Source organism: Paracoccus onchidii, from assembly GCF_028294535.1.
Classification (GTDB): domain Bacteria; phylum Pseudomonadota; class Alphaproteobacteria; order Rhodobacterales; family Rhodobacteraceae; genus Paracoccus; species Paracoccus onchidii.
This window is the reverse complement of sequence record NZ_JAQBIE010000012.1, coordinates 14,461-31,692: the sequence shown is the minus strand read 5'-3', so window position 1 is coordinate 31,692 and position 17,232 is coordinate 14,461. Positions and strand designations below refer to the sequence as shown.

Sequence of the window (17,232 nt, the reverse complement as noted above, 5' to 3'; positions counted from 1 at the left end):
AACGACATGAAGATCATCGTTCTGGGCGGAGACGGATTTTGCGGCTGGCCCACCGCGTTGCACCTTTCGGCGCGCGGTCACGACGTCATCATCGTGGACAACCTGTCCCGTCGCAAAATCGATGTTGAACTCGAGGTCAGCAGCCTGACCCCGATCCGCCCGCTGGGTGAACGGGTGCGCGCGTGGAAGGAACTGACCGGTCACGATATTCGCGTGGAAAACTTTACGGTCGGTGAACATTACCACCGCCTGCTGACATTGTTGCAGCAGGAAAAGCCCGACACCGTGATCCATTTCGCCGAACAACGCGCAGCCCCCTATTCCATGAAATCCAGCTGGCACAAACGCTATACCGTCAGCAACAACCTGAACGCGACCAATGACGTGCTGGCCGCGATCGTGGAAAGCGGGCAAGACATTCACCTGGTGCATCTGGGAACAATGGGCGTCTATGGCTACGGCACCGCAGGCATGAAGATCCCCGAGGGTTATCTGCAGGTGACGGTCGACACCTCGAACGGCCCAAGCCAGCAAGAGATCCTGTATCCCGCCAATCCGGGCAGCATCTATCACATGACCAAGACCCAGGATCAGCTGTTCTTCTTTTACTACAACAAGAATGACGGCGTCAGGATCACCGATCTGCATCAGGGTATCGTCTGGGGCACCCAGACCGAAGAAACGCGCATGGATGACCGGCTGATCAACCGTTTCGACTATGACGGCGATTACGGCACGGTGCTGAACCGCTTTCTGATGCAGGCCGCGGTGGATTATCCGCTGACCGTGCACGGGACTGGCGGACAGACCCGCGCGTTCATCCACATTCAGGACACCTGCCGCTGTATCGAACTGGCCGTGACCAATCCGCCGGCACAGGGCGACCGGGTCAGCATTCTGAACCAGATGACGGAAACCCATCGCGTGCGGGATCTGGCCAGGATGATCGCGGATCAAACCGGCGTTGAAATCGCGCATCTGAAGAATCCGCGCAACGAAGCGGATGAGAACGACCTGCACGTGGCCAATGACCGTTTCCTTGGTCTGGGGTTGGAACCGATCAAGCTGGCGGACGGCCTGTTGGCCGAAGTGCAGGAAATCGCGCGCAAATATGCCGACCGTTGTGATCGCGCCAAGATCCCCTGCGCATCGCAATGGCGGCGCGATTCCTGATCGCCCACCTCCTCTGGCCCGTGCGGTGTTGCCCCGCGCGGGCCGCAGACGCTATGGACCGACCTTGGCCCAGGTCTGGCTTTTGCAGATCAGCCCGCCCGCGACACAGCCCGACAGGCTCATCCGGTCGCCCGACACGCTGGCCTTGCCCTTGTAGATCTTGTCATTGGCCGGGCGCAGCACCTTGCCCTGATAGCTTCCGCCACCGGTCGGAGCCATATCGATCACGATCTGGCGGCCGATATTGGGCGATTGATACTCGGACTTGCCCTTGAAAGTCCTGGTGATCACACCGCAATAGGCGTTTCCGCAGGGGCCTATATCGACATGGGCGAACGCGCCTTCATCGGGCTGCGTCTGCCAGATGCCTTCGATCGGGTCCGCATTGGCGACCGTTGCGCCCAAAACGAGCACCGCCGCAATGACAAGTTGTTTCATGATCCCTCCTCCTCAGGATGCCATGAGCGCAGCCTGCTGTGTCCGGGGGCACCAAGGCAAGCCTGACGTGAGGTCGCACCCTTTCCCTTTGCCGTCCAAACTGGCAAAGGAACAGGAACCTTATGATCAAGAGACTGAACATGATCCTTTATCCCGCAATCGACCTCAAGGATGGCAACTGCGTCAGGCTGCTGCGCGGAGACATGGATGCCGCGACGGTATTCGGCAGTGACCCCGCCGCCCAGGCGCGTGCATTTCAGGATGCCGGGGCGGAATGGCTGCACCTGGTGGATCTGAACGGCGCATTCGAAGGAAAGCCGGTGAATGCCGGGGCGGTGGAAGCCATTCTGGGTGCTGTTGACATTCCGGCCCAGCTGGGTGGTGGCATTCGCGACATGGCCACAATCGAGAACTGGCTGAGCCGTGGATTGACACGGGTGATCCTGGGCACGGTTGCCGTCGAAAACCCGGCATTGGTCCACGAAGCCGCCGCAGCGTTTCCCGGTCGCATCGCCGTGGGGATCGATGCGCGGCAGGGCCGCGTGGCAACCCGCGGCTGGGCGACGGAAACGAATGTGAATGCCACAGATCTTGCGCGTCAGTTCGAAGATGCCGGCGTTGCGGCAATCATCTATACCGACATCGAACGTGATGGCGCGATGCAAGGGCCGAACATCCCGGCCACAGAGGCGCTTGCGCGGGCAGTCAGCATACCGGTCATCGCCTCGGGCGGAGTTTCATCGATGGGCGATCTTCGTGCGCTGGCCGGTACCCGTGTCATCGCCGGAGCGATATCGGGCCGCGCCCTTTACGATGGCGCCATCGATCTGGCCGAGGCGTTGAACGCGTTGAAATAACCAGGCAGGGACGGAACGAACCCCGTCCCCCATCGAAGGGGACTGGGTTCGTGGGGGGCTTTGCCCCCTTTCCACCCCCGGCCAGCCGCGCTAGGAACATGATATGTTGAAAACCCGGATCATTCCCTGCATGGATGTCGCAGATGGCCGCGTGGTCAAAGGCGTCAACTTTGTCGATCTTGTCGATGCCGGCGACCCGGTAGAGATCGCACGCGCCTATGATGCCGCCGGGGCCGACGAGATCTGTTTTCTGGACATCCACGCCACGCATGAGAACCGCGGCACGATGTTCGATCTGGTCACCCGCACCGCCGAACAATGCTTTGTTCCCCTGACCGTCGGCGGCGGCGTGCGCAGCCACGAGGATGTCCGCGCATTGCTGTTGGCGGGCGCAGACAAGGTCAGTTTCAATTCCGCAGCGGTCGCCGACCCTGATGTTGTTGCCGCCGCGGCAGATCGGTTTGGCAGCCAATGCATCGTCGTGGCCATAGATGCCAAGACAACCGCCCCCGGAAAATGGGAGATCTTCACCCATGGTGGCCGCAAGCCCACCGGCATCGACGCAATCGAATTCGCCCGGACCGTCGAAGCCAAGGGCGCCGGCGAGATCCTGTTGACCAGCATGGATCGCGACGGCACCCGCAGCGGCTTTAACCTGCCGCTCAATCGCGCGGTTTCGGATGCCGTCTCGGTGCCGGTCATCGCATCAGGTGGCGTCGGCACGCTGGATCATCTGGTCGAAGGCGTGACCGAAGGCCATGCCAGCGCCGTTCTGGCCGCGTCGATATTCCATTTCGGCACCTACAGCATTGCCGAAGCCAAGGCGCATATGGCCGCTGCAGGTATCCCCATGAGGCTGACATGAGTGACGCATTGAACCGGTTGGCCGCAACGGTCGAGGCACGCAAATCCGCTGATCCTGACGGCAGCTGGACTGCCCGGCTGCTGGCGCGCGGACCGGAAAAATGTGCTGAGAAATTCGGCGAGGAAGCCATCGAAGCCGTCATCGAAGCGGTCAAGGGTGACCGCGCAAGGCTGACCTCCGAAGCCGCCGATGTCATGTTTCACCTGCTGGTGATGCTTGCGGCGCGCGACATCACCTTGCAGGATGTCACAGATGAACTGGAACGACGCGAAGGCGTGTCGGGCATTGCCGAAAAGGCTGCGCGCGAACAAACACCCTGAGTATTCAACCATGGGGCGGCCTGGCATGACCATCAGGTCAACGCTTGCCGACAAGGCAAGTATGGTTTACGGCGAATCCCTTCCCCTTATTGGTCATCCAAGGCTATAAGCGGCATAATTCCCGCACGAAATTTGACAAGCGCGGCATCAGAACACGGCAGAGGACGGCATGAGCAACGAATCCCATAACGGCAAGCATCACGAAGGCGACGTGGCCTTCATCCAGTCGCTGGCCGAGTTGTTGAACGCAAGCGAACTGAATGAAATCTCGGTCAAACGCGAATATGGCGAACATGACCGCCTGACCGTCAGCCTGTCCAAACAGGGCAAACAGGTCGCGATTGCAGCGCAACCGGCATATGCGCCAAGCGCCCCCGCCCCGGTGGCAGCGCCCGCCGCCCCGGCACCCGCTGCCCCCGCCGCAAGCGACAACAATGAAGACCCCGCAAGCCTGCCCGGCGCAGTCACCTCGCCCATGGTGGGCACGGCCTATCTGTCACCCGAACCCGGCGCCCCCGCATTCGTCCAGGTCGGGCAAACGGTGGCCGAGGGTGAAACCCTGCTGATCGTGGAAGCCATGAAAACCATGAACCACATTCCGGCACCCAAATCTGGCACCGTGAAGCGGATTCTGGTCGATGACGGCAACCCGGTCGAATTCGGCGCCCCGCTGATGATCGTCGAGTGAGGCCGGCATGTTCGACAAGATCCTGATCGCCAATCGCGGTGAAATCGCGCTGCGGGTGATTCGCGCCTGCCGCGAAATGGGCATTGCCTCGGTCGCGGTCCATTCAACGGCAGATGCGGACGCAATGCATGTCCGCATGGCCGACGAATCGGTCTGCATCGGCCCGCCCCCGTCAGGCAGCAGCTATCTGTCGATGCCTGCCATCATCTCTGCCTGTGAAATCACCGGCGCACAGGCCATCCATCCCGGCTATGGCTTCCTGTCGGAAAACGCCGGTTTCGTGCAGATGCTGGAAGATCACGGCATCACCTTCATCGGTCCCCGCGCCGAACATATCCGCATCATGGGTGACAAGATCACCGCCAAGGACACGATGAAGGCGCTTGGCGTGCCTTGCGTTCCCGGCAGCGATGGCGGCGTCGATGACGTCGAACAGGCCAAGAAAATCTCATCGGATATCGGCTATCCCGTCATCATCAAGGCGACGGCCGGCGGTGGCGGTCGCGGCATGAAGGTCGCCAAGGACGAAGCCGGTCTGGAAGTCGCCTTCCGCACGGCCCGCGCCGAAGCAAAGGCAGCGTTCGGAAACCCCGATGTCTATATCGAAAAATACCTGCAGCGCCCCCGCCATATCGAAATTCAGGTCTTTGGCGACGGCAAGGGCCGCGCCGTGCATCTGGGTGAACGCGACTGTTCGCTTCAGCGCCGCCACCAAAAGGTTCTGGAAGAGGCACCCGGCCCGATCATCACCGAAGAACAGCGCGCCCATATCGGCAAGGTCTGTGCCGATGCTGTCGGCAAGATCGGCTATGCGGGTGCCGGCACGATCGAATTCCTGTTCGAAGACGGCGAGTTCTACTTCATCGAAATGAACACGCGGCTTCAGGTCGAACATCCCGTGACCGAGGCCATTTTCGGGGTCGACCTCGTGCGTCAGCAAATTCGCGTCGCAGCGGGTGAAGAGATGGAGTTCGAACAGGACAAGCTATCCATCCTTGGCCACGCCATCGAGGTCCGCATCAACGCGGAAAAGGTACCAACCTTCAGCCCCTGCCCCGGCAAGATCACCCAGTATCATGCACCGGGCGGGTTGGGCGTGCGTATCGATTCGGCGCTGTATCAGGGCTATTCGATCCCGCCCTATTATGACAGCCTGATCGGAAAACTGATCGTCCACGGACGTGATCGCCAAGAGGCGCTGGCCCGCCTGGATCGCGCCCTGGGTGAGCTGATCGTCGATGGTGTCGATACGACAGCTCCGTTGTTCAGCGCATTGCTGCAGGAAGCGGATATCCAGTCGGGCAACTATTCGATCCACTGGCTGGAACGCTGGCTGGATCAGAATTTCGGCTGATCGGACAGAATGCTGACGGCTGCGCAACTGCTCAGAGGTTATGCGCGAGGGGTTTTTCCAATGGCCGAGAGCGCGGGAGATCCGCGCCTCTATTGGTTCGATCCGCCGATGCGGGGCATCCTGCCCATCGGCGGCGTCCATGCCTCGCGTTCGCTGCTGCGCGATCTGCGCAAGGGGCCCTGGTCAGCCAGGATTGACGGCGATTTCGGCGCAACGGTGGCCGCCTGCGCCAATCGCGACGAGACCTGGATCAATGAACCGCTAACCGATCTTTACCACCAGCTTCATGAACAAGGGCACGCCCACGCCCTTGATATCTACCAGGACGGAGTTTTTGCCGGCGGTATCTTCGGCGTCACCCTCGGCGCGGCGTTTTTTGGCGAATCGATGATGTCGGCGCGCAAGAACGGGTCCAAGATGGCGCTGCTCTGGCTGTCGAACCACCTGGCGCGATGCGGATACCAGCTATTTGACACACAATTCCTGACACCGCATCTGGCGCGTATGGGCGGTATCGAGATCACGCGCATGCAATATCTGCGCAGATTGGATGCCGCCATCACGGTTCGTGCCGACTTTACTGCACACGGCCTGCCCGATAATGATCAGCTTTGGCAGGAAATCACCCAGACATCATAGCGCGCATCGTCCAGCGCTGACAGCGCCGGCGAGCTGGCGATCATCCAGCCGCTGAACAGGGTCACATTCTGCGACAGGTCGCTGATGGTCAATTGGGCATAGGCATCGGCACTGGGATTCCCGGCCGGGTAACGGCATTCGCCCAGGCGAACCTGCAACCGGCCAAAGCGCGTTTCTTCGCCGATCTGCAACTGCATGTCGGTGGTGCGCCCGGACACCTTGTCCAGACCACGTAACAACGCGCCCTGCCCGCGCGCCACATCCTGTGCCATCGCGGGCACCGTCGATGCCATGACCAGCGCCAGCAGCAAAGTCCGGATCATTCCGCCCCCTCATCCGATGATTGGCTGTCGATGAATTTCATCATCAATTGCAGCAAGCTGACCGCGCCTTGGACATCTTCGATCTCATCGCCCGCCGCCAGATTGTCTGGGCTGCCGCCCGGTTGAATCTGAATATACGCGCCACCCAGCAAACCGTCGGATTGAATGATGGCCGCGCTATCTGCGGGCAACACCACGTCATCGGGCAGCGTCAGAACGGTGTCGGCCATATATGTCTGGGGATTCAGGCGGACATCAGAGACCCTGCCAAGCGAAACGCCGGCCATACGGATTTCGGTGCCGACCTCAATTCCATCCACATCAGGGAAAGACGCCGTGACCTCATACCCGCGCCCGGAAAATGCGTCGTCACCAAGCGCCCAGATCAGAAACGACGCGGCCACCGCAAGAACTGCGGCGCCGGCGATCAGTTCCGCGCGCTGCTCGGCATTGGTGGTCATTTATTCAGGCTGCCACGCATCATAGTCACGCCGCGCCGAGGGTTCGGCGCGATACAAGGACCCATCCGGATGATATGCCTCGGGCGTGCCGGTCATGTTGGGTTCATGAGGTTCTTCCCAGGACTTGCGCGGCAAGGGCAACTTGGTCGGGGGTTCGGCCCATGTGTGGTGCAGCCAGCCATGCCATTCTGGGCTGACCCGGCTGGCCTCGGCCTCGCCCTTATAGATGACCCAGCGACGTTTTCCGTCCTTGGTCTGGTAGAAAACGTTGCCGTCGGAATCCTCTCCGACCTTGGTGCCGTTGCGCCAGGTCCAGAATTGCGTGTTGATCGTCTGGCTGTTCCACCAGGTCAAAGCGCGTAGCAGAAACGACATGAACGCCAATCCCTTCATTCAGCTGTGTCCGAGATATGGCCCAAACAGACGCGAAGGTCCAGCCTTTGCAATTGCGGACCAACCGATCCTGCACCCCCATGCCGCGAATATGAAGACGGGGGCCAATGGCCCCCGATTCAGCACAGACAGGCACCACGGGATCACCCCGCGGAGGCGCTTTCTTTCTTTTGATCCGCATGGATCAACAATGGCTTCACCTGAGCATTTTCAACGGCGTCTTCATTGACCACCACTTCTTCGACGCTTTCCATACCGGGCAGATCGAACATGGTATCCAGCAGGATATCCTCCATGATCGAGCGCAACCCGCGTGCGCCGGTCTTGCGTTCGATTGCCCGCTTGGCGATGGCACTCAGCGCGTCGTCGGTGAAGGTCAGTTGCACGTCTTCCAGATCGAACAGGCGCTGATATTGCTTGACCAGCGCGTTTTTCGGCTTGGTCAGAATGATGATCAGCGCCTCTTCGTCAAGATCCGTCAATGTGGCGATAACCGGAAGACGGCCGACAAATTCGGGGATCAGGCCGAATTTCAACAGATCTTCGGGTTCCAGTTCCTTGAACAGCTCACCCACGCCACGGTCATCGTTTTCCTTGACCGAAGCGCCAAAGCCCATCGCAGTGCCCTTGTTGCGCTGCGAAATGATGCGATCAAGGCCCGCGAAGGCACCGCCACAGATGAACAGGATATTGGTGGTGTCGACCTGCAGGAATTCCTGCTGCGGATGCTTGCGCCCGCCCTGCGGCGGTACGCTGGCAACGGTGCCTTCCATGATCTTCAGCAATGCCTGTTGAACACCTTCACCCGAGACGTCACGGGTGATCGAGGGATTGTCCGACTTGCGCGTGATCTTGTCGACTTCATCGATATAGACGATGCCGCGCTGCGCACGTTCGACATTGTATTCGCTGGCCTGCAAAAGCTTCAGGATGATGTTCTCGACATCCTCGCCGACATAGCCCGCCTCGGTCAGCGTGGTCGCGTCGGCCATGGTGAAGGGCACATCCAGAATGCGCGCCAGCGTCTGGGCCAGCAGCGTCTTGCCGCAACCCGTCGGGCCGATCAGCAGGATATTGGACTTGGCAAGTTCGATATCCCCTTTCGCGCCATGGTTCAGCCGTTTGTAATGGTTGTGAACAGCCACCGACAGAACGCGCTTGGCGTGTTCCTGACCGATCACGTAATCATCCAGGACGCCACAGATTTCCTTGGGCGTGGGCACCCCTTCGCCGGATTTCAGGCCGGTCGATTTGGTTTCCTCGCGGATAATGTCCATGCACAGCTCGACACATTCGTCGCAGATGAACACGGTTGGCCCCGCGATCAGCTTGCGGACTTCATGCTGGCTCTTGCCGCAGAAGCTGCAGTAGAGCGTGTTCTTGCTGTCACCGCCGGACTGGTTTGCCATCGTCCACTTCCTTACTTGCCACCATCCATCGCGGATGGCGGGCGATACAGGCGTGCGCCGCATCGCCACTTGTTCATGTCAACACATGGGTGCTGAACGTTTCACGCCATGTTAAGGATGACCCGCGCGGGTCACAATCCCCAACAGGGCTATTTCTTTTCCGGATCGGCCTTGCCACGCGGCTCGACCACCTCGTCGATCAGGCCCCATTCCTTGGCTTCTTCGGGCGACATGAAGCGGTCACGCTCCAAAGCCTCTTCGACCTCTTCCAGCGACTTCCCGGTATGCGAGACATAGATCTCGTTCAGGCGGCGCTTCAGCTTTTCGGTTTCACGGGCATGGATCAGGATATCCGTTGCCTGCCCCTGGAACCCGCCCGAGGGTTGATGCACCATGACGCGGCTGTTGGGCAACGAATAACGCAGCCCCGGTTCACCGGCAGCCAGCAGAAGCGACCCCATCGACGCCGCCTGCCCCACGACCAGTGTGGAAACACGCGGACGGATATACTGCATCGTGTCATAGATCGACAGGCCCGAGGTAACGACACCGCCGGGGCTGTTGATATACATGCTGATGTCCTTGTTCGGATTTTCCGCCTCCAGGAACAGCAGCTGCGCACAGATCAGCGTCGACATGCCGTCATGGACAGGGCCGGAAACGAAAATGATCCGTTCTTTCAGCAGGCGCGAGAAGATGTCATAGGCCCGTTCCCCGCGCGAGGTCTGTTCGACCACCATGGGAACGAGGGTGTTCATGTAGAATTCTGCCGGATCGCTCATCTTCTGTCCTTGCCTGTATAGTCCCTGTTCCCGCGATTCGTCCGGGCTTCTAACCCTGTCTTAGCCGCGAAACCTTGACAGAGTCTTAGTAACCGGCAAGGTCCGCCGCAAGGGATGGAACGCAATTCGACGAATGCCAGTCCATTTATTCAACGCAGGAGACGGAAATGAAACTGATTGTCGGGCTGGGAAATCCGGGGGCTAAATACGCCGGCAACCGGCACAATATCGGTTTCATGGCCCTTGACCGCATTGCCGAAGATGCCGGATTGGGGCCATGGAAATCGCGATTCCAGGGCCAGTTGATCGAAGGTCGCCTGGGCAGCGAACGCACGGCCCTGCTGAAACCGCAGACCTTCATGAACCTGTCGGGGCAATCTGTGGGCGAGGCGATGCGCTATCTGAAGCTGTCGCCCGAAGATGTGATCGTCTTGCATGACGAACTGGATCTGGCCCCGGGGAAATGCCGTTTCAAAATGGGGGGCGGCCATGCCGGCCATAACGGCCTGCGGTCCATCCACCAGCATATCGGCGCGGATTACGGACGTATTCGCCTGGGAATCGGGCATCCCGGGCACAAGGATCGTGTCGCGGCCTATGTGCTGGCCGATTTCGCCAAATCCGAACAAGATTGGCTGGATGATCTGCTGCGCGGCATTTCGGATGGCGCCACGCATCTGGCCGCGGGCGATACCGGTCGCTTTCAGAATGCGGTCGCCGCACGCGTTGCCCCGCCGCGCAGCGGCCAAGGCCGTGACAACAGGCGGCTGCCTGCTGAACCGAAACCCACGAAAGACGCAGCGGCCAAATCGCCAGCCCGGAATGCGCCCCCGTCCGAGCCGGCCTCCTTCGCCGACCGCTTGCGCGCCCTGACCGATCGCTTCAAATGAGCGCGGCAGAGGTCATTCGTGCATTCCGGGATCAGGCCAGCGCCTGCGCCAGACTTGGCTCACCCTTGACGGCGGCGCTATGCACGCATTTGGCCGATACCCTGCCGGAACAGCGCGGAGCCGTGGCCGAGCGGGTGATCGGTTGGCCCGGAAATCCCGCCACCCAGGCCGATTCGCTGCCCCTGCGCCTTGCCGGTGCGCTGCATGCCCTTGTGCTGTCGGGAACAGACAAGAACCTTGGTCACATGTACAAGACCGGAAAGATTGATGGCACCGTCCTGTCGAACGCGCTGATGACCCATGCGGATTTCATTCTGGACTGGCTGGGAACTGCGCCACAGACAAACGAGGTTGGCCGTTCGGCGGTGATCATCGCCGCGGCGCGATTTCTGGCCGGCAAGATCGACTTGCCACTGCATACGCTGGAACTGGGCGCATCGGCCGGGCTGAACCTGAATTTTGCGCATTACGGCCTGCATGACGATTCCCCGAACCGGGCGTTGCGCCTATGCCCTGACTGGCATGGCATCATGCCGAGCGCATCCTTCAGGGTCGCAAAATCCGAAGGTGTGGACCTGCGGCCCATCGATCCTGTCAAGGACAGGTTGCGCCTGATGGCATATTGCTGGGCCGATCAGGATCAGCGACTGGCCCGCCTGACTGCAGCGCTGGATCTTGCCGCACAATTCCCCACGCGCGTTACCGCCGGGGATGCCGGGGCATGGCTGCACGAACGCCTGGCCCATCCGGCGCATGGCGCGACAACCCTGGTCTTTCATACCGTCGCGGCACAATATTTCCCGCCTGACACCCTCGCCTCTTGCGAAGCCGCATTGCAACATGCCGCTGCCCAAACCGATCATGCGACCGTGCTGGCGCATCTTGGGATGGAACAGGATGGGCTTGGCGAAGGGGCCGGAGTTACGTTGCGCCTGTGGGATGGCAAACTGCGCGAATGGCAATTGGGACGCGCAGATTTCCATGGCAGATGGGTGCAATGGCAACCAGAGCCGCGCAAAGGGCTTGGCCTGATCGCCGCTCGGGGCTAGCCTGCTTGGAAAGGCATGAGGCGAAGCATGGAACCTTCACTGAACGTCCTGGGAAAAACACTGGAGCCATGCTCCAGGGATCCGCTGACGGGGTTCTATCGCAATGGCTGTTGCGACACTGGTCCCGAAGACAGGGGCAGCCATACCGTCTGCGTGATTACCACCGCCGAATTTCTGGCCATGTCCGCCTATCTGGGGAATGATCTGAGCCAACCCCGCCCCGAGTTCAACTTTCCCGGCCTGAAACCCGGAGATCGCTGGTGTCTCTGCGCGGCGCGCTTTTTGCAGGCGGCGCAGGAATATGCGGCCCCGAAGGTCATTCTGGAAGCAACACATATCAGCGCCCTGTCAGTGGTGCCGCTGGAACTGCTGAAGGCACATGCCCATACGCCGCCCGGCACGCAGGATCAGGACGAAACCGGATAAAGGGCCGGCATCACGCTATGCCGGCCCCTGCTCAGCCGATCAGGCTTGCATGTCAAAACCCAGATGTTTGGCGACCGTGAAGATATCCTTGTCGCCGCGCCCGCACATATTCATGACGATCAGATGGTCCGAGGGCAGGTCCGGCGCGATTTTCATGACATGCGCCAGCGCATGGCATGGTTCCAGCGCGGGAATGATGCCCTCGGTGGCGCAGCATAGCTGGAACGCCTCGAGCGCCTCCTTGTCGGTGATGCTGACATATTCCGCACGGCCGATATCGTTCAGCCAGGCATGTTCAGGCCCGATCCCCGGATAGTCCAGCCCGGCGCTGATCGAATGCCCCTCGAGGATCTGACCATCGTCATCCTGGAGCAGATAGGTGCGGTTGCCATGCAAGACGCCAGCGCGGCCGCCAGACAGGCTGGCGCAATGTTCCATCTGGTCGTTGACGCCCTTGCCCCCCGCCTCGACGCCGATGATCTTTACAGATTCGTCATCAAGGAAAGGAAAGAACAACCCCATCGCGTTCGAGCCACCGCCGATCGCGGCGATGATGCTGTCGGGCAGGCGGCCTTCACGTTCCAGAATCTGTTCCCGCGCCTCTTTGCCGATGATCGATTGAAAATCACGGACCATCGCCGGATAAGGATGGGGTCCGGCCACCGTCCCGATGCAATAGAAAGTGTCGCGAACATTGGTGACCCAATCGCGCAGCGCATCGTTCATGGCATCTTTCAACGTGCCGCGACCCGATGTGACCGGCACCACCTCGGCGCCCAACAGGCGCATCCGGAACACGTTCGGGGCCTGACGCTCGACATCATGAGCGCCCATATAGACCACGCATTTCAAACCAAATCGCGCGCAGACGGTCGCGGTGGCAACCCCGTGCTGACCCGCACCGGTTTCGGCAATAATTCTCGTCTTGCCCATCCGCCGCGCCAGAAGGATCTGTCCAAGCACGTTGTTGATCTTGTGGGCGCCGGTGTGATTGAGCTCGTCGCGCTTGAGGTAGATCTTCGCGCCGCCCAGATGCTCGGTCAGGCGTTCGGCGAAATACATCGGACTGGGGCGGCCGACGTAATGTTTCCAGAGATCGTCCATTTCAGCCCAGAACGAGTCATCGGTCTTGGCGCGTTCATATTCGGCCTCGAGATCGAGGATGAGTGGCATCAGGGTTTCGCTGACGAAGCGTCCGCCATAGATGCCGAACCGGCCCTGTTCATCAGGTCCGTTCTTGAAGCTGTTCACCAGATCATCGGCCATGGAATATGCTTTCCCGGTTAGGAGGGGTATTTGGGCGAAAAAGAAGCCCGGATGGCTTTCTTATAACCGATATGGCTGGGCGTGAAGCCCATCCGCTCGTAGAAACGATGCGCGTCGTGCCGGGCCTTGTTCGTCGTGAACTGAAGCAAGCTGCATCCTGCGGCGCAAGCGCGGCTTTCGGCATCCTGAAGCATGGCGTGACCCAGACCGCGACCACGCCAGTCGGGAGCGACGCGCACGCCTTCGATTTGCGCCCTGCGTGTGGCCGAGAGCGAAAGCCCCGAGATGAATGTCAGCTGGTAGCAGCCGAGAATGTCATCGGCGATGACGGCAACGATCAGATGGTTCGCGCCCTCGGCCTGTATACGGTCGAAGGCGTCAAGATAGTGCTGGATCGCCGCAGCTTCCCGATCCCTGCCGAGGATGTCATCCGCCAAGAGCGCGACAATCGCCGGAACCTCGTGGCGTCGGGCATGGCGAAAATCCGGCGTCGGTCCGGATGGTTTATCTGGATCCGATGGGTGCATCGGTCATTTCGCCGCGGCGATGAAGTCCCGGATCAACCGGCTGTCCTTGACGCCCGGCGCAGTTTCGACGCCCGAGCTGACATCCACCCCACGCGCGCCGGTCAGGCGAATGGCCTCGGCCACATTGTCAGGGGTCAGGCCCCCGGCCAGCAGCCAGGGCCGCAGCCATTTCCGGCCGACCAGAAGTCGCCAATCGAAGGTCAATCCGTTCCCGCCCGGAAGCGATGCATCCTTCGGCGCCTTGGCATCCACCAGAAGCATGTCGGCGACCAGTCCGTAATCCGTGAGAGCCGCGAGATCATCGGCCCCCGACAGGCCGATTGCCTTCATGACGGGCAGGCCGGTCCTGGCCTTGACCTCGGCAACGCGCTGCGGGCTTTCACTGCCGTGAAGCTGGATCAGATCGAGCGGTGCGGTGTCGAGCGTGCTGTGCAGAAAATCGTCATCAGGGTTCACGAACAGCCCGACCTGCGCGACACCTGCCGGCACCGCCTGGCCCAATTCGCGCGCCTGATGCGGAGTAACCGCGCGCGGAGATTTGGGGAAGAAGACAAAACCCAGATAGCGTGCGCCCGCATCGACCGCCGCTGCGACATGTTCGGCCTGTCGCAGACCGCAGATCTTGACCTGTGCCACGAGGTATCCTTAGCGCGGAGCGGGCAGCGTGCTGCCGGCGGCTGGCGTTGTTCCGGCCTTTGGCGCCCTGGGTGTGTCGAGGATTGCCACCACCTCATCGCGCGGCGCGGCGTGACGATCGCGCAGATGCCCGACCTCGCCTTCAAGCCGTGCAATCTGCGCACTGCGCTGGCGCGCTTCACGCCGGATATGGGCTTCGCGCAGATATTCCCAGACAAGGCCCGCCAGCATACCCAAGGCAAAGGCGACAAAGATAACCAGAAAGAGCGGCAGGCTGATCGACCAGTCGCCACCGAGATACTGACCGAAATTCGCCGGGAAGGCGGACAGTGTCACGACGTCTCGGTTGGCAAGCGCCACTGCGACCAGAAGGATGGCCAGAAGGGCGAGAAACAAAAGTCGAATGAAGCGCATGGATTATCCTTGAACCTTCCCGCCCGCGCCGTGGTTGCGCGGACATTGGCCGGGCATGTTTACGCCGTTCAGGCGTCGCCGTTCAACCGATCGCGCAGCAATTTTCCCGTTTTGAAGAACGGGACATGCTTTTCCTCGACCTCGACGGAATCACCTGTGCGCGGGTTGCGCCCTGTTCTGGCGTCGCGTTTCTTGACCGAGAATGCGCCAAAGCCGCGCAATTCGACCCGGTCGCCGCGCGCCATTGCATCGATGATTTCCTCGAAGACGGTGTTCACGATCCGCTCGACATCCCGCCTGAAAAGATGCGGGTTTTCGTCAGCGATCATCTGAATCAACTCGGAACGGATCATTCTATCCCCCCAACAATACGCGACAACGCGATAAGAACGGCGGGAAGGCTTTTTTGCACCCCGACCGCCGGGCAACGCAGGAAACAAAGCTATGGTTTCCTAGCGATGCCAGCTTTGCGGCGTTTGTGCAAGCCGCTTGCGCATTGCAAGCCGCGAAATTGACAGACAAAAAAGCCCGCCCCCAAGGGTTTGGGGGCGGGCCGGTCATCTGAATCGCCGTGGCGATCAGTTGTCGCGCTTCAGTGCCGCGCCAAGGATATCCCCCAGCGACGCGCCCGAATCCGAGCTGCCATACTGGTCGATGGCTTCTTTTTCCTCGGCGATTTCGCGTGCCTTGATCGACAGGCCCAGACGGCGGGTCTTGGTGTCGATATTTGTGACGCGGGCATCGACCTTGTCGCCGACCTGGAAGCGCTCGGGGCGCTGGTCCTGACGGTCGCGGGCCAGATCGCTGCGGCGGATGAACGACTTGACGCCGTTATATTCCACCTCGACGCCACCATCTTCGATGGCGGTGACTTCGACGGTCACGATCGAGCCACGCTTCACGCCGTCAACGGCTTCGGCCATGTGCTCGTTTTCAAGCGACTTGATCGACAGCGAGATGCGCTCTTTCTCGACATCCACGTCCTGAACGACAGCCTTGACGACGTCGCCCTTGCGGAAGTCCTGGATCGCATCTTCGCCACGGGCATCCCAGCTGATGTCCGACAGGTGAACCATGCCGTCGATATCGCCTTCGAGGCCGATGAACAGACCGAATTCGGTGATGTTCTTGACTTCGCCTTCGATGACGGTGCCCGACGGGTGGGTTTCGGCAAAGACTTCCCACGGGTTGCGCATGGTCTGTTTCAGACCCAGCGACACACGGCGCTTGGCTTCGTCGATTTCCAGAACCATGACGTCGACTTCCTGCGAGGTCGAAACGATCTTGCCCGGATGGACGTTCTTCTTGGTCCAGCTCATTTCCGAAACGTGGACCAGACCTTCGACACCGGCTTCCAGCTCGACGAACGCACCGTAATCGGTGATGTTGGTCACGCGGCCGTTATGCACCGAACCCAGCGGGAACTTGTCGGTCACGGTATCCCACGGATCGGCCTGCAGCTGCTTCATGCCGAGGCTGATGCGGTGGCTGTCCTTGTTGATCTTGATGACCTGAACCTTGACGGTTTCACCGATCGACAGGATCTCGGACGGGTGGTTCACACGGCGCCATGCCATGTCGGTGACGTGCAGCAGGCCGTCAACGCCGCCCAGATCAACGAACGCACCGTATTCGGTGATGTTCTTGACCACGCCGTCGACCGTCTGACCTTCGGTCAGGTTGGCGATGACTTCGGCGCGCTGTTCGGCGCGGCTTTCTTCCAGGATGGCGCGGCGCGAGACAACGATGTTGCCGCGGCGGCGGTCCATTTTCAGGATCTGGAACGGCTGCTTCAGACCCATCAGCGGGCCGGCATCGCGCACGGGGCGCACGTCAACCTGCGAACCGGGCAGGAACGCAACAGCGCCGCCCAGATCGACGGTGAAGCCGCCTTTGACGCGACCGAAGATGGCGCCTTCGACGCGCTCTTCGTCTGCATAGGCTTTTTCCAGGCGATCCCAGGCTTCTTCGCGGCGGGCTTTCTCGCGCGAGATGCTGGCTTCGCCGCGGGCGTTCTCGACGCGGTCCAGATAGACCTCGACTTCGTCGCCGACGGCCAGCTGGGCGTCCTCACCGGGATTTGCGAATTCTTTCAGATCGACGCGGCCTTCCATCTTGTAGCCGACATCGATGATGGCCTGGCCTGCCTCGATGGCGATGACCTTGCCTTTGACAACGCTGCCTTCGTTGGGCGTGTCGATATCGAGGCTTTCGTTCAGAAGGGCCTCGAACTCCTCCATTGTCGCTTTAGCGCACATATATAATCAGTTTCCTTTACGTCTGTTTGTCTGGCCTGACGGTTGGCTCCGCCGGTCTGTTTGC

The 17,232-nt window shown here is 60.6% G+C and carries 22 protein-coding genes; 10 read left to right on the top strand and 12 right to left on the bottom strand.

What is annotated here, in order from left to right:
• Positions 1-6: 6 nt before the first annotated feature.
• Entirely contained in the window at positions 7-1,173 is a 1,167-nt protein-coding gene (locus tag PAF17_RS10790) for an NAD-dependent epimerase/dehydratase family protein (RefSeq protein ID WP_271889110.1), read from the top strand.
• Between the two features lie 51 nt (positions 1,174-1,224).
• On the opposite strand, the gene PAF17_RS10785 is transcribed toward PAF17_RS10790, so the two are convergent.
• Positions 1,225-1,611 (bottom strand): DUF2147 domain-containing protein, encoded by a 387-nt coding sequence (locus PAF17_RS10785; RefSeq protein WP_271889109.1) that lies wholly within the window; start codon positions 1,609-1,611, stop codon positions 1,225-1,227.
• 140 nt (positions 1,612-1,751) lie between these two features.
• Here PAF17_RS10785 and hisA point away from each other — a divergent pair, with 140 nt between their 5' ends.
• From hisA to aat, 6 genes are all read left to right on the top strand, one after another.
• On the top strand, positions 1,752-2,468 hold the full coding sequence (gene hisA / locus PAF17_RS10780) for a 1-(5-phosphoribosyl)-5-[(5-phosphoribosylamino)methylideneamino]imidazole-4-carboxamide isomerase (RefSeq protein WP_271889204.1): 717 nt from the start codon (positions 1,752-1,754) through the stop codon (positions 2,466-2,468).
• Between the two features lie 103 nt (positions 2,469-2,571).
• A complete protein-coding gene (hisF, locus tag PAF17_RS10775; protein WP_271889108.1) occupies positions 2,572-3,333 on the top strand; it encodes an imidazole glycerol phosphate synthase subunit HisF in 762 nt (253 codons plus the stop codon).
• Positions 3,330-3,653 carry a phosphoribosyl-ATP diphosphatase gene (locus tag PAF17_RS10770; protein WP_271889107.1) on the top strand — a complete coding sequence of 108 codons (324 nt, stop codon included), beginning with the start codon at positions 3,330-3,332 and terminating at the stop codon, positions 3,651-3,653. Before hisF ends, PAF17_RS10770 begins: the two co-directional genes overlap by 4 nt.
• Positions 3,654-3,822: 169 nt before the next feature.
• A complete protein-coding gene (gene accB, locus PAF17_RS10765) occupies positions 3,823-4,341 on the top strand; it encodes an acetyl-CoA carboxylase biotin carboxyl carrier protein (RefSeq protein ID WP_271889106.1) in 519 nt (172 codons plus the stop codon).
• A gap of 7 nt (positions 4,342-4,348) precedes the next feature.
• Positions 4,349-5,695: an acetyl-CoA carboxylase biotin carboxylase subunit gene (gene accC, locus PAF17_RS10760; RefSeq protein ID WP_271889105.1), complete on the top strand. Its 1,347-nt coding sequence runs from the start codon at positions 4,349-4,351 to the stop codon at positions 5,693-5,695.
• 9 nt (positions 5,696-5,704) lie between these two features.
• Entirely contained in the window at positions 5,705-6,334 is a 630-nt protein-coding gene (gene aat, locus PAF17_RS10755) for a leucyl/phenylalanyl-tRNA--protein transferase (RefSeq protein WP_271889104.1), read from the top strand.
• On the opposite strand, the gene PAF17_RS10750 is transcribed toward aat, so the two are convergent.
• From PAF17_RS10750 to PAF17_RS10730, 5 genes are all read right to left on the bottom strand, one after another.
• Positions 6,301-6,657 (bottom strand): DUF2155 domain-containing protein, encoded by a 357-nt coding sequence (locus PAF17_RS10750; RefSeq protein WP_271889103.1) that lies wholly within the window; start codon positions 6,655-6,657, stop codon positions 6,301-6,303. The genes aat and PAF17_RS10750 overlap by 34 nt on opposite strands.
• Positions 6,654-7,118, bottom strand: a complete 465-nt coding sequence (mlaD, locus tag PAF17_RS10745) for an outer membrane lipid asymmetry maintenance protein MlaD (RefSeq protein WP_271889102.1) — start codon at positions 7,116-7,118, stop codon at positions 6,654-6,656. The genes PAF17_RS10750 and mlaD overlap by 4 nt, the downstream gene beginning before the upstream one ends.
• On the bottom strand, positions 7,119-7,493 hold the full coding sequence (locus PAF17_RS10740; protein WP_271889101.1) for an NADH:ubiquinone oxidoreductase subunit NDUFA12: 375 nt from the start codon (positions 7,491-7,493) through the stop codon (positions 7,119-7,121). It lies immediately after the preceding gene.
• A 161-nt stretch (positions 7,494-7,654) separates the two neighbouring features.
• Positions 7,655-8,920, bottom strand: a complete 1,266-nt coding sequence (gene clpX, locus PAF17_RS10735; RefSeq protein WP_271889100.1) for an ATP-dependent Clp protease ATP-binding subunit ClpX — start codon at positions 8,918-8,920, stop codon at positions 7,655-7,657.
• Positions 8,921-9,069: 149 nt separating this feature from the next.
• Positions 9,070-9,702, bottom strand: coding sequence for an ATP-dependent Clp protease proteolytic subunit (locus PAF17_RS10730; RefSeq protein WP_271889099.1), 633 nt, complete (start codon positions 9,700-9,702; stop codon positions 9,070-9,072).
• A gap of 167 nt (positions 9,703-9,869) precedes the next feature.
• Between PAF17_RS10730 and pth the strand changes: the two genes are divergently transcribed.
• The 3 genes from pth to PAF17_RS10715 are packed head-to-tail and all read left to right on the top strand — an operon-like array spanning position 9,870 to position 12,067.
• Positions 9,870-10,592, top strand: a complete 723-nt coding sequence (pth, locus tag PAF17_RS10725) for an aminoacyl-tRNA hydrolase (protein ID WP_271889098.1) — start codon at positions 9,870-9,872, stop codon at positions 10,590-10,592.
• Positions 10,589-11,641: a DUF2332 domain-containing protein gene (locus tag PAF17_RS10720; RefSeq protein WP_271889097.1), complete on the top strand. Its 1,053-nt coding sequence runs from the start codon at positions 10,589-10,591 to the stop codon at positions 11,639-11,641. The genes pth and PAF17_RS10720 overlap by 4 nt, the downstream gene beginning before the upstream one ends.
• 27 nt (positions 11,642-11,668) lie before the next feature.
• The gene (locus PAF17_RS10715) at positions 11,669-12,067 is read left to right on the top strand and encodes a DUF2237 family protein (RefSeq protein ID WP_271889096.1); all 399 of its coding nucleotides are present in this window, start codon (positions 11,669-11,671) and stop codon (positions 12,065-12,067) included.
• 39 nt (positions 12,068-12,106) lie between these two features.
• On the opposite strand, the gene trpB is transcribed toward PAF17_RS10715, so the two are convergent.
• The 6 genes from trpB to rpsA form a co-directional block, all read right to left on the bottom strand.
• Positions 12,107-13,333, bottom strand: coding sequence for a tryptophan synthase subunit beta (gene trpB / locus PAF17_RS10710; RefSeq protein ID WP_271889095.1), 1,227 nt, complete (start codon positions 13,331-13,333; stop codon positions 12,107-12,109).
• Positions 13,334-13,350: 17 nt separating this feature from the next.
• Entirely contained in the window at positions 13,351-13,860 is a 510-nt protein-coding gene (locus PAF17_RS10705) for a GNAT family N-acetyltransferase (RefSeq protein WP_271889094.1), read from the bottom strand.
• Between the two features lie 3 nt (positions 13,861-13,863).
• Positions 13,864-14,496, bottom strand: a complete 633-nt coding sequence (locus PAF17_RS10700) for a phosphoribosylanthranilate isomerase (protein WP_271889093.1) — start codon at positions 14,494-14,496, stop codon at positions 13,864-13,866.
• Between the two features lie 9 nt (positions 14,497-14,505).
• Entirely contained in the window at positions 14,506-14,910 is a 405-nt protein-coding gene (locus PAF17_RS10695; RefSeq protein ID WP_271889092.1) for a LapA family protein, read from the bottom strand.
• A gap of 68 nt (positions 14,911-14,978) precedes the next feature.
• A complete protein-coding gene (gene ihfB / locus PAF17_RS10690) occupies positions 14,979-15,263 on the bottom strand; it encodes an integration host factor subunit beta (protein WP_271889091.1) in 285 nt (94 codons plus the stop codon).
• 225 nt (positions 15,264-15,488) lie between these two features.
• The gene (gene rpsA / locus PAF17_RS10685; protein WP_271889090.1) at positions 15,489-17,168 is read right to left on the bottom strand and encodes a 30S ribosomal protein S1; all 1,680 of its coding nucleotides are present in this window, start codon (positions 17,166-17,168) and stop codon (positions 15,489-15,491) included.
• Positions 17,169-17,232 lie beyond the last annotated feature (64 nt).

Coding starts and splice junctions, on each gene's coding strand:
- rpsA (WP_271889090.1), bottom strand. CDS start 17,168: ATGTGCGCTAAAGCGACAATGGAGGAGTTCGAGGCCCTTCTGAACGAA.
- PAF17_RS10770 (WP_271889107.1), top strand. CDS start 3,330: ATGAGTGACGCATTGAACCGGTTGGCCGCAACGGTCGAGGCACGCAAA.
- mlaD (WP_271889102.1), bottom strand. CDS start 7,118: ATGACCACCAATGCCGAGCAGCGCGCGGAACTGATCGCCGGCGCCGCA.
- PAF17_RS10785 (WP_271889109.1), bottom strand. CDS start 1,611: ATGAAACAACTTGTCATTGCGGCGGTGCTCGTTTTGGGCGCAACGGTC.
- PAF17_RS10730 (WP_271889099.1), bottom strand. CDS start 9,702: ATGAGCGATCCGGCAGAATTCTACATGAACACCCTCGTTCCCATGGTG.
- trpB (WP_271889095.1), bottom strand. CDS start 13,333: ATGGCCGATGATCTGGTGAACAGCTTCAAGAACGGACCTGATGAACAG.
- PAF17_RS10695 (WP_271889092.1), bottom strand. CDS start 14,910: ATGCGCTTCATTCGACTTTTGTTTCTCGCCCTTCTGGCCATCCTTCTG.
- hisA (WP_271889204.1), top strand. CDS start 1,752: ATGATCCTTTATCCCGCAATCGACCTCAAGGATGGCAACTGCGTCAGG.
- PAF17_RS10750 (WP_271889103.1), bottom strand. CDS start 6,657: ATGATCCGGACTTTGCTGCTGGCGCTGGTCATGGCATCGACGGTGCCC.
- hisF (WP_271889108.1), top strand. CDS start 2,572: ATGTTGAAAACCCGGATCATTCCCTGCATGGATGTCGCAGATGGCCGC.
- pth (WP_271889098.1), top strand. CDS start 9,870: ATGAAACTGATTGTCGGGCTGGGAAATCCGGGGGCTAAATACGCCGGC.
- accB (WP_271889106.1), top strand. CDS start 3,823: ATGAGCAACGAATCCCATAACGGCAAGCATCACGAAGGCGACGTGGCC.
- aat (WP_271889104.1), top strand. CDS start 5,705: ATGCTGACGGCTGCGCAACTGCTCAGAGGTTATGCGCGAGGGGTTTTT.
- PAF17_RS10720 (WP_271889097.1), top strand. CDS start 10,589: ATGAGCGCGGCAGAGGTCATTCGTGCATTCCGGGATCAGGCCAGCGCC.
- ihfB (WP_271889091.1), bottom strand. CDS start 15,263: ATGATCCGTTCCGAGTTGATTCAGATGATCGCTGACGAAAACCCGCAT.
- PAF17_RS10740 (WP_271889101.1), bottom strand. CDS start 7,493: ATGTCGTTTCTGCTACGCGCTTTGACCTGGTGGAACAGCCAGACGATC.
- PAF17_RS10705 (WP_271889094.1), bottom strand. CDS start 13,860: ATGCACCCATCGGATCCAGATAAACCATCCGGACCGACGCCGGATTTT.
- PAF17_RS10790 (WP_271889110.1), top strand. CDS start 7: ATGAAGATCATCGTTCTGGGCGGAGACGGATTTTGCGGCTGGCCCACC.
- PAF17_RS10715 (WP_271889096.1), top strand. CDS start 11,669: ATGGAACCTTCACTGAACGTCCTGGGAAAAACACTGGAGCCATGCTCC.
- clpX (WP_271889100.1), bottom strand. CDS start 8,920: ATGGCAAACCAGTCCGGCGGTGACAGCAAGAACACGCTCTACTGCAGC.
- accC (WP_271889105.1), top strand. CDS start 4,349: ATGTTCGACAAGATCCTGATCGCCAATCGCGGTGAAATCGCGCTGCGG.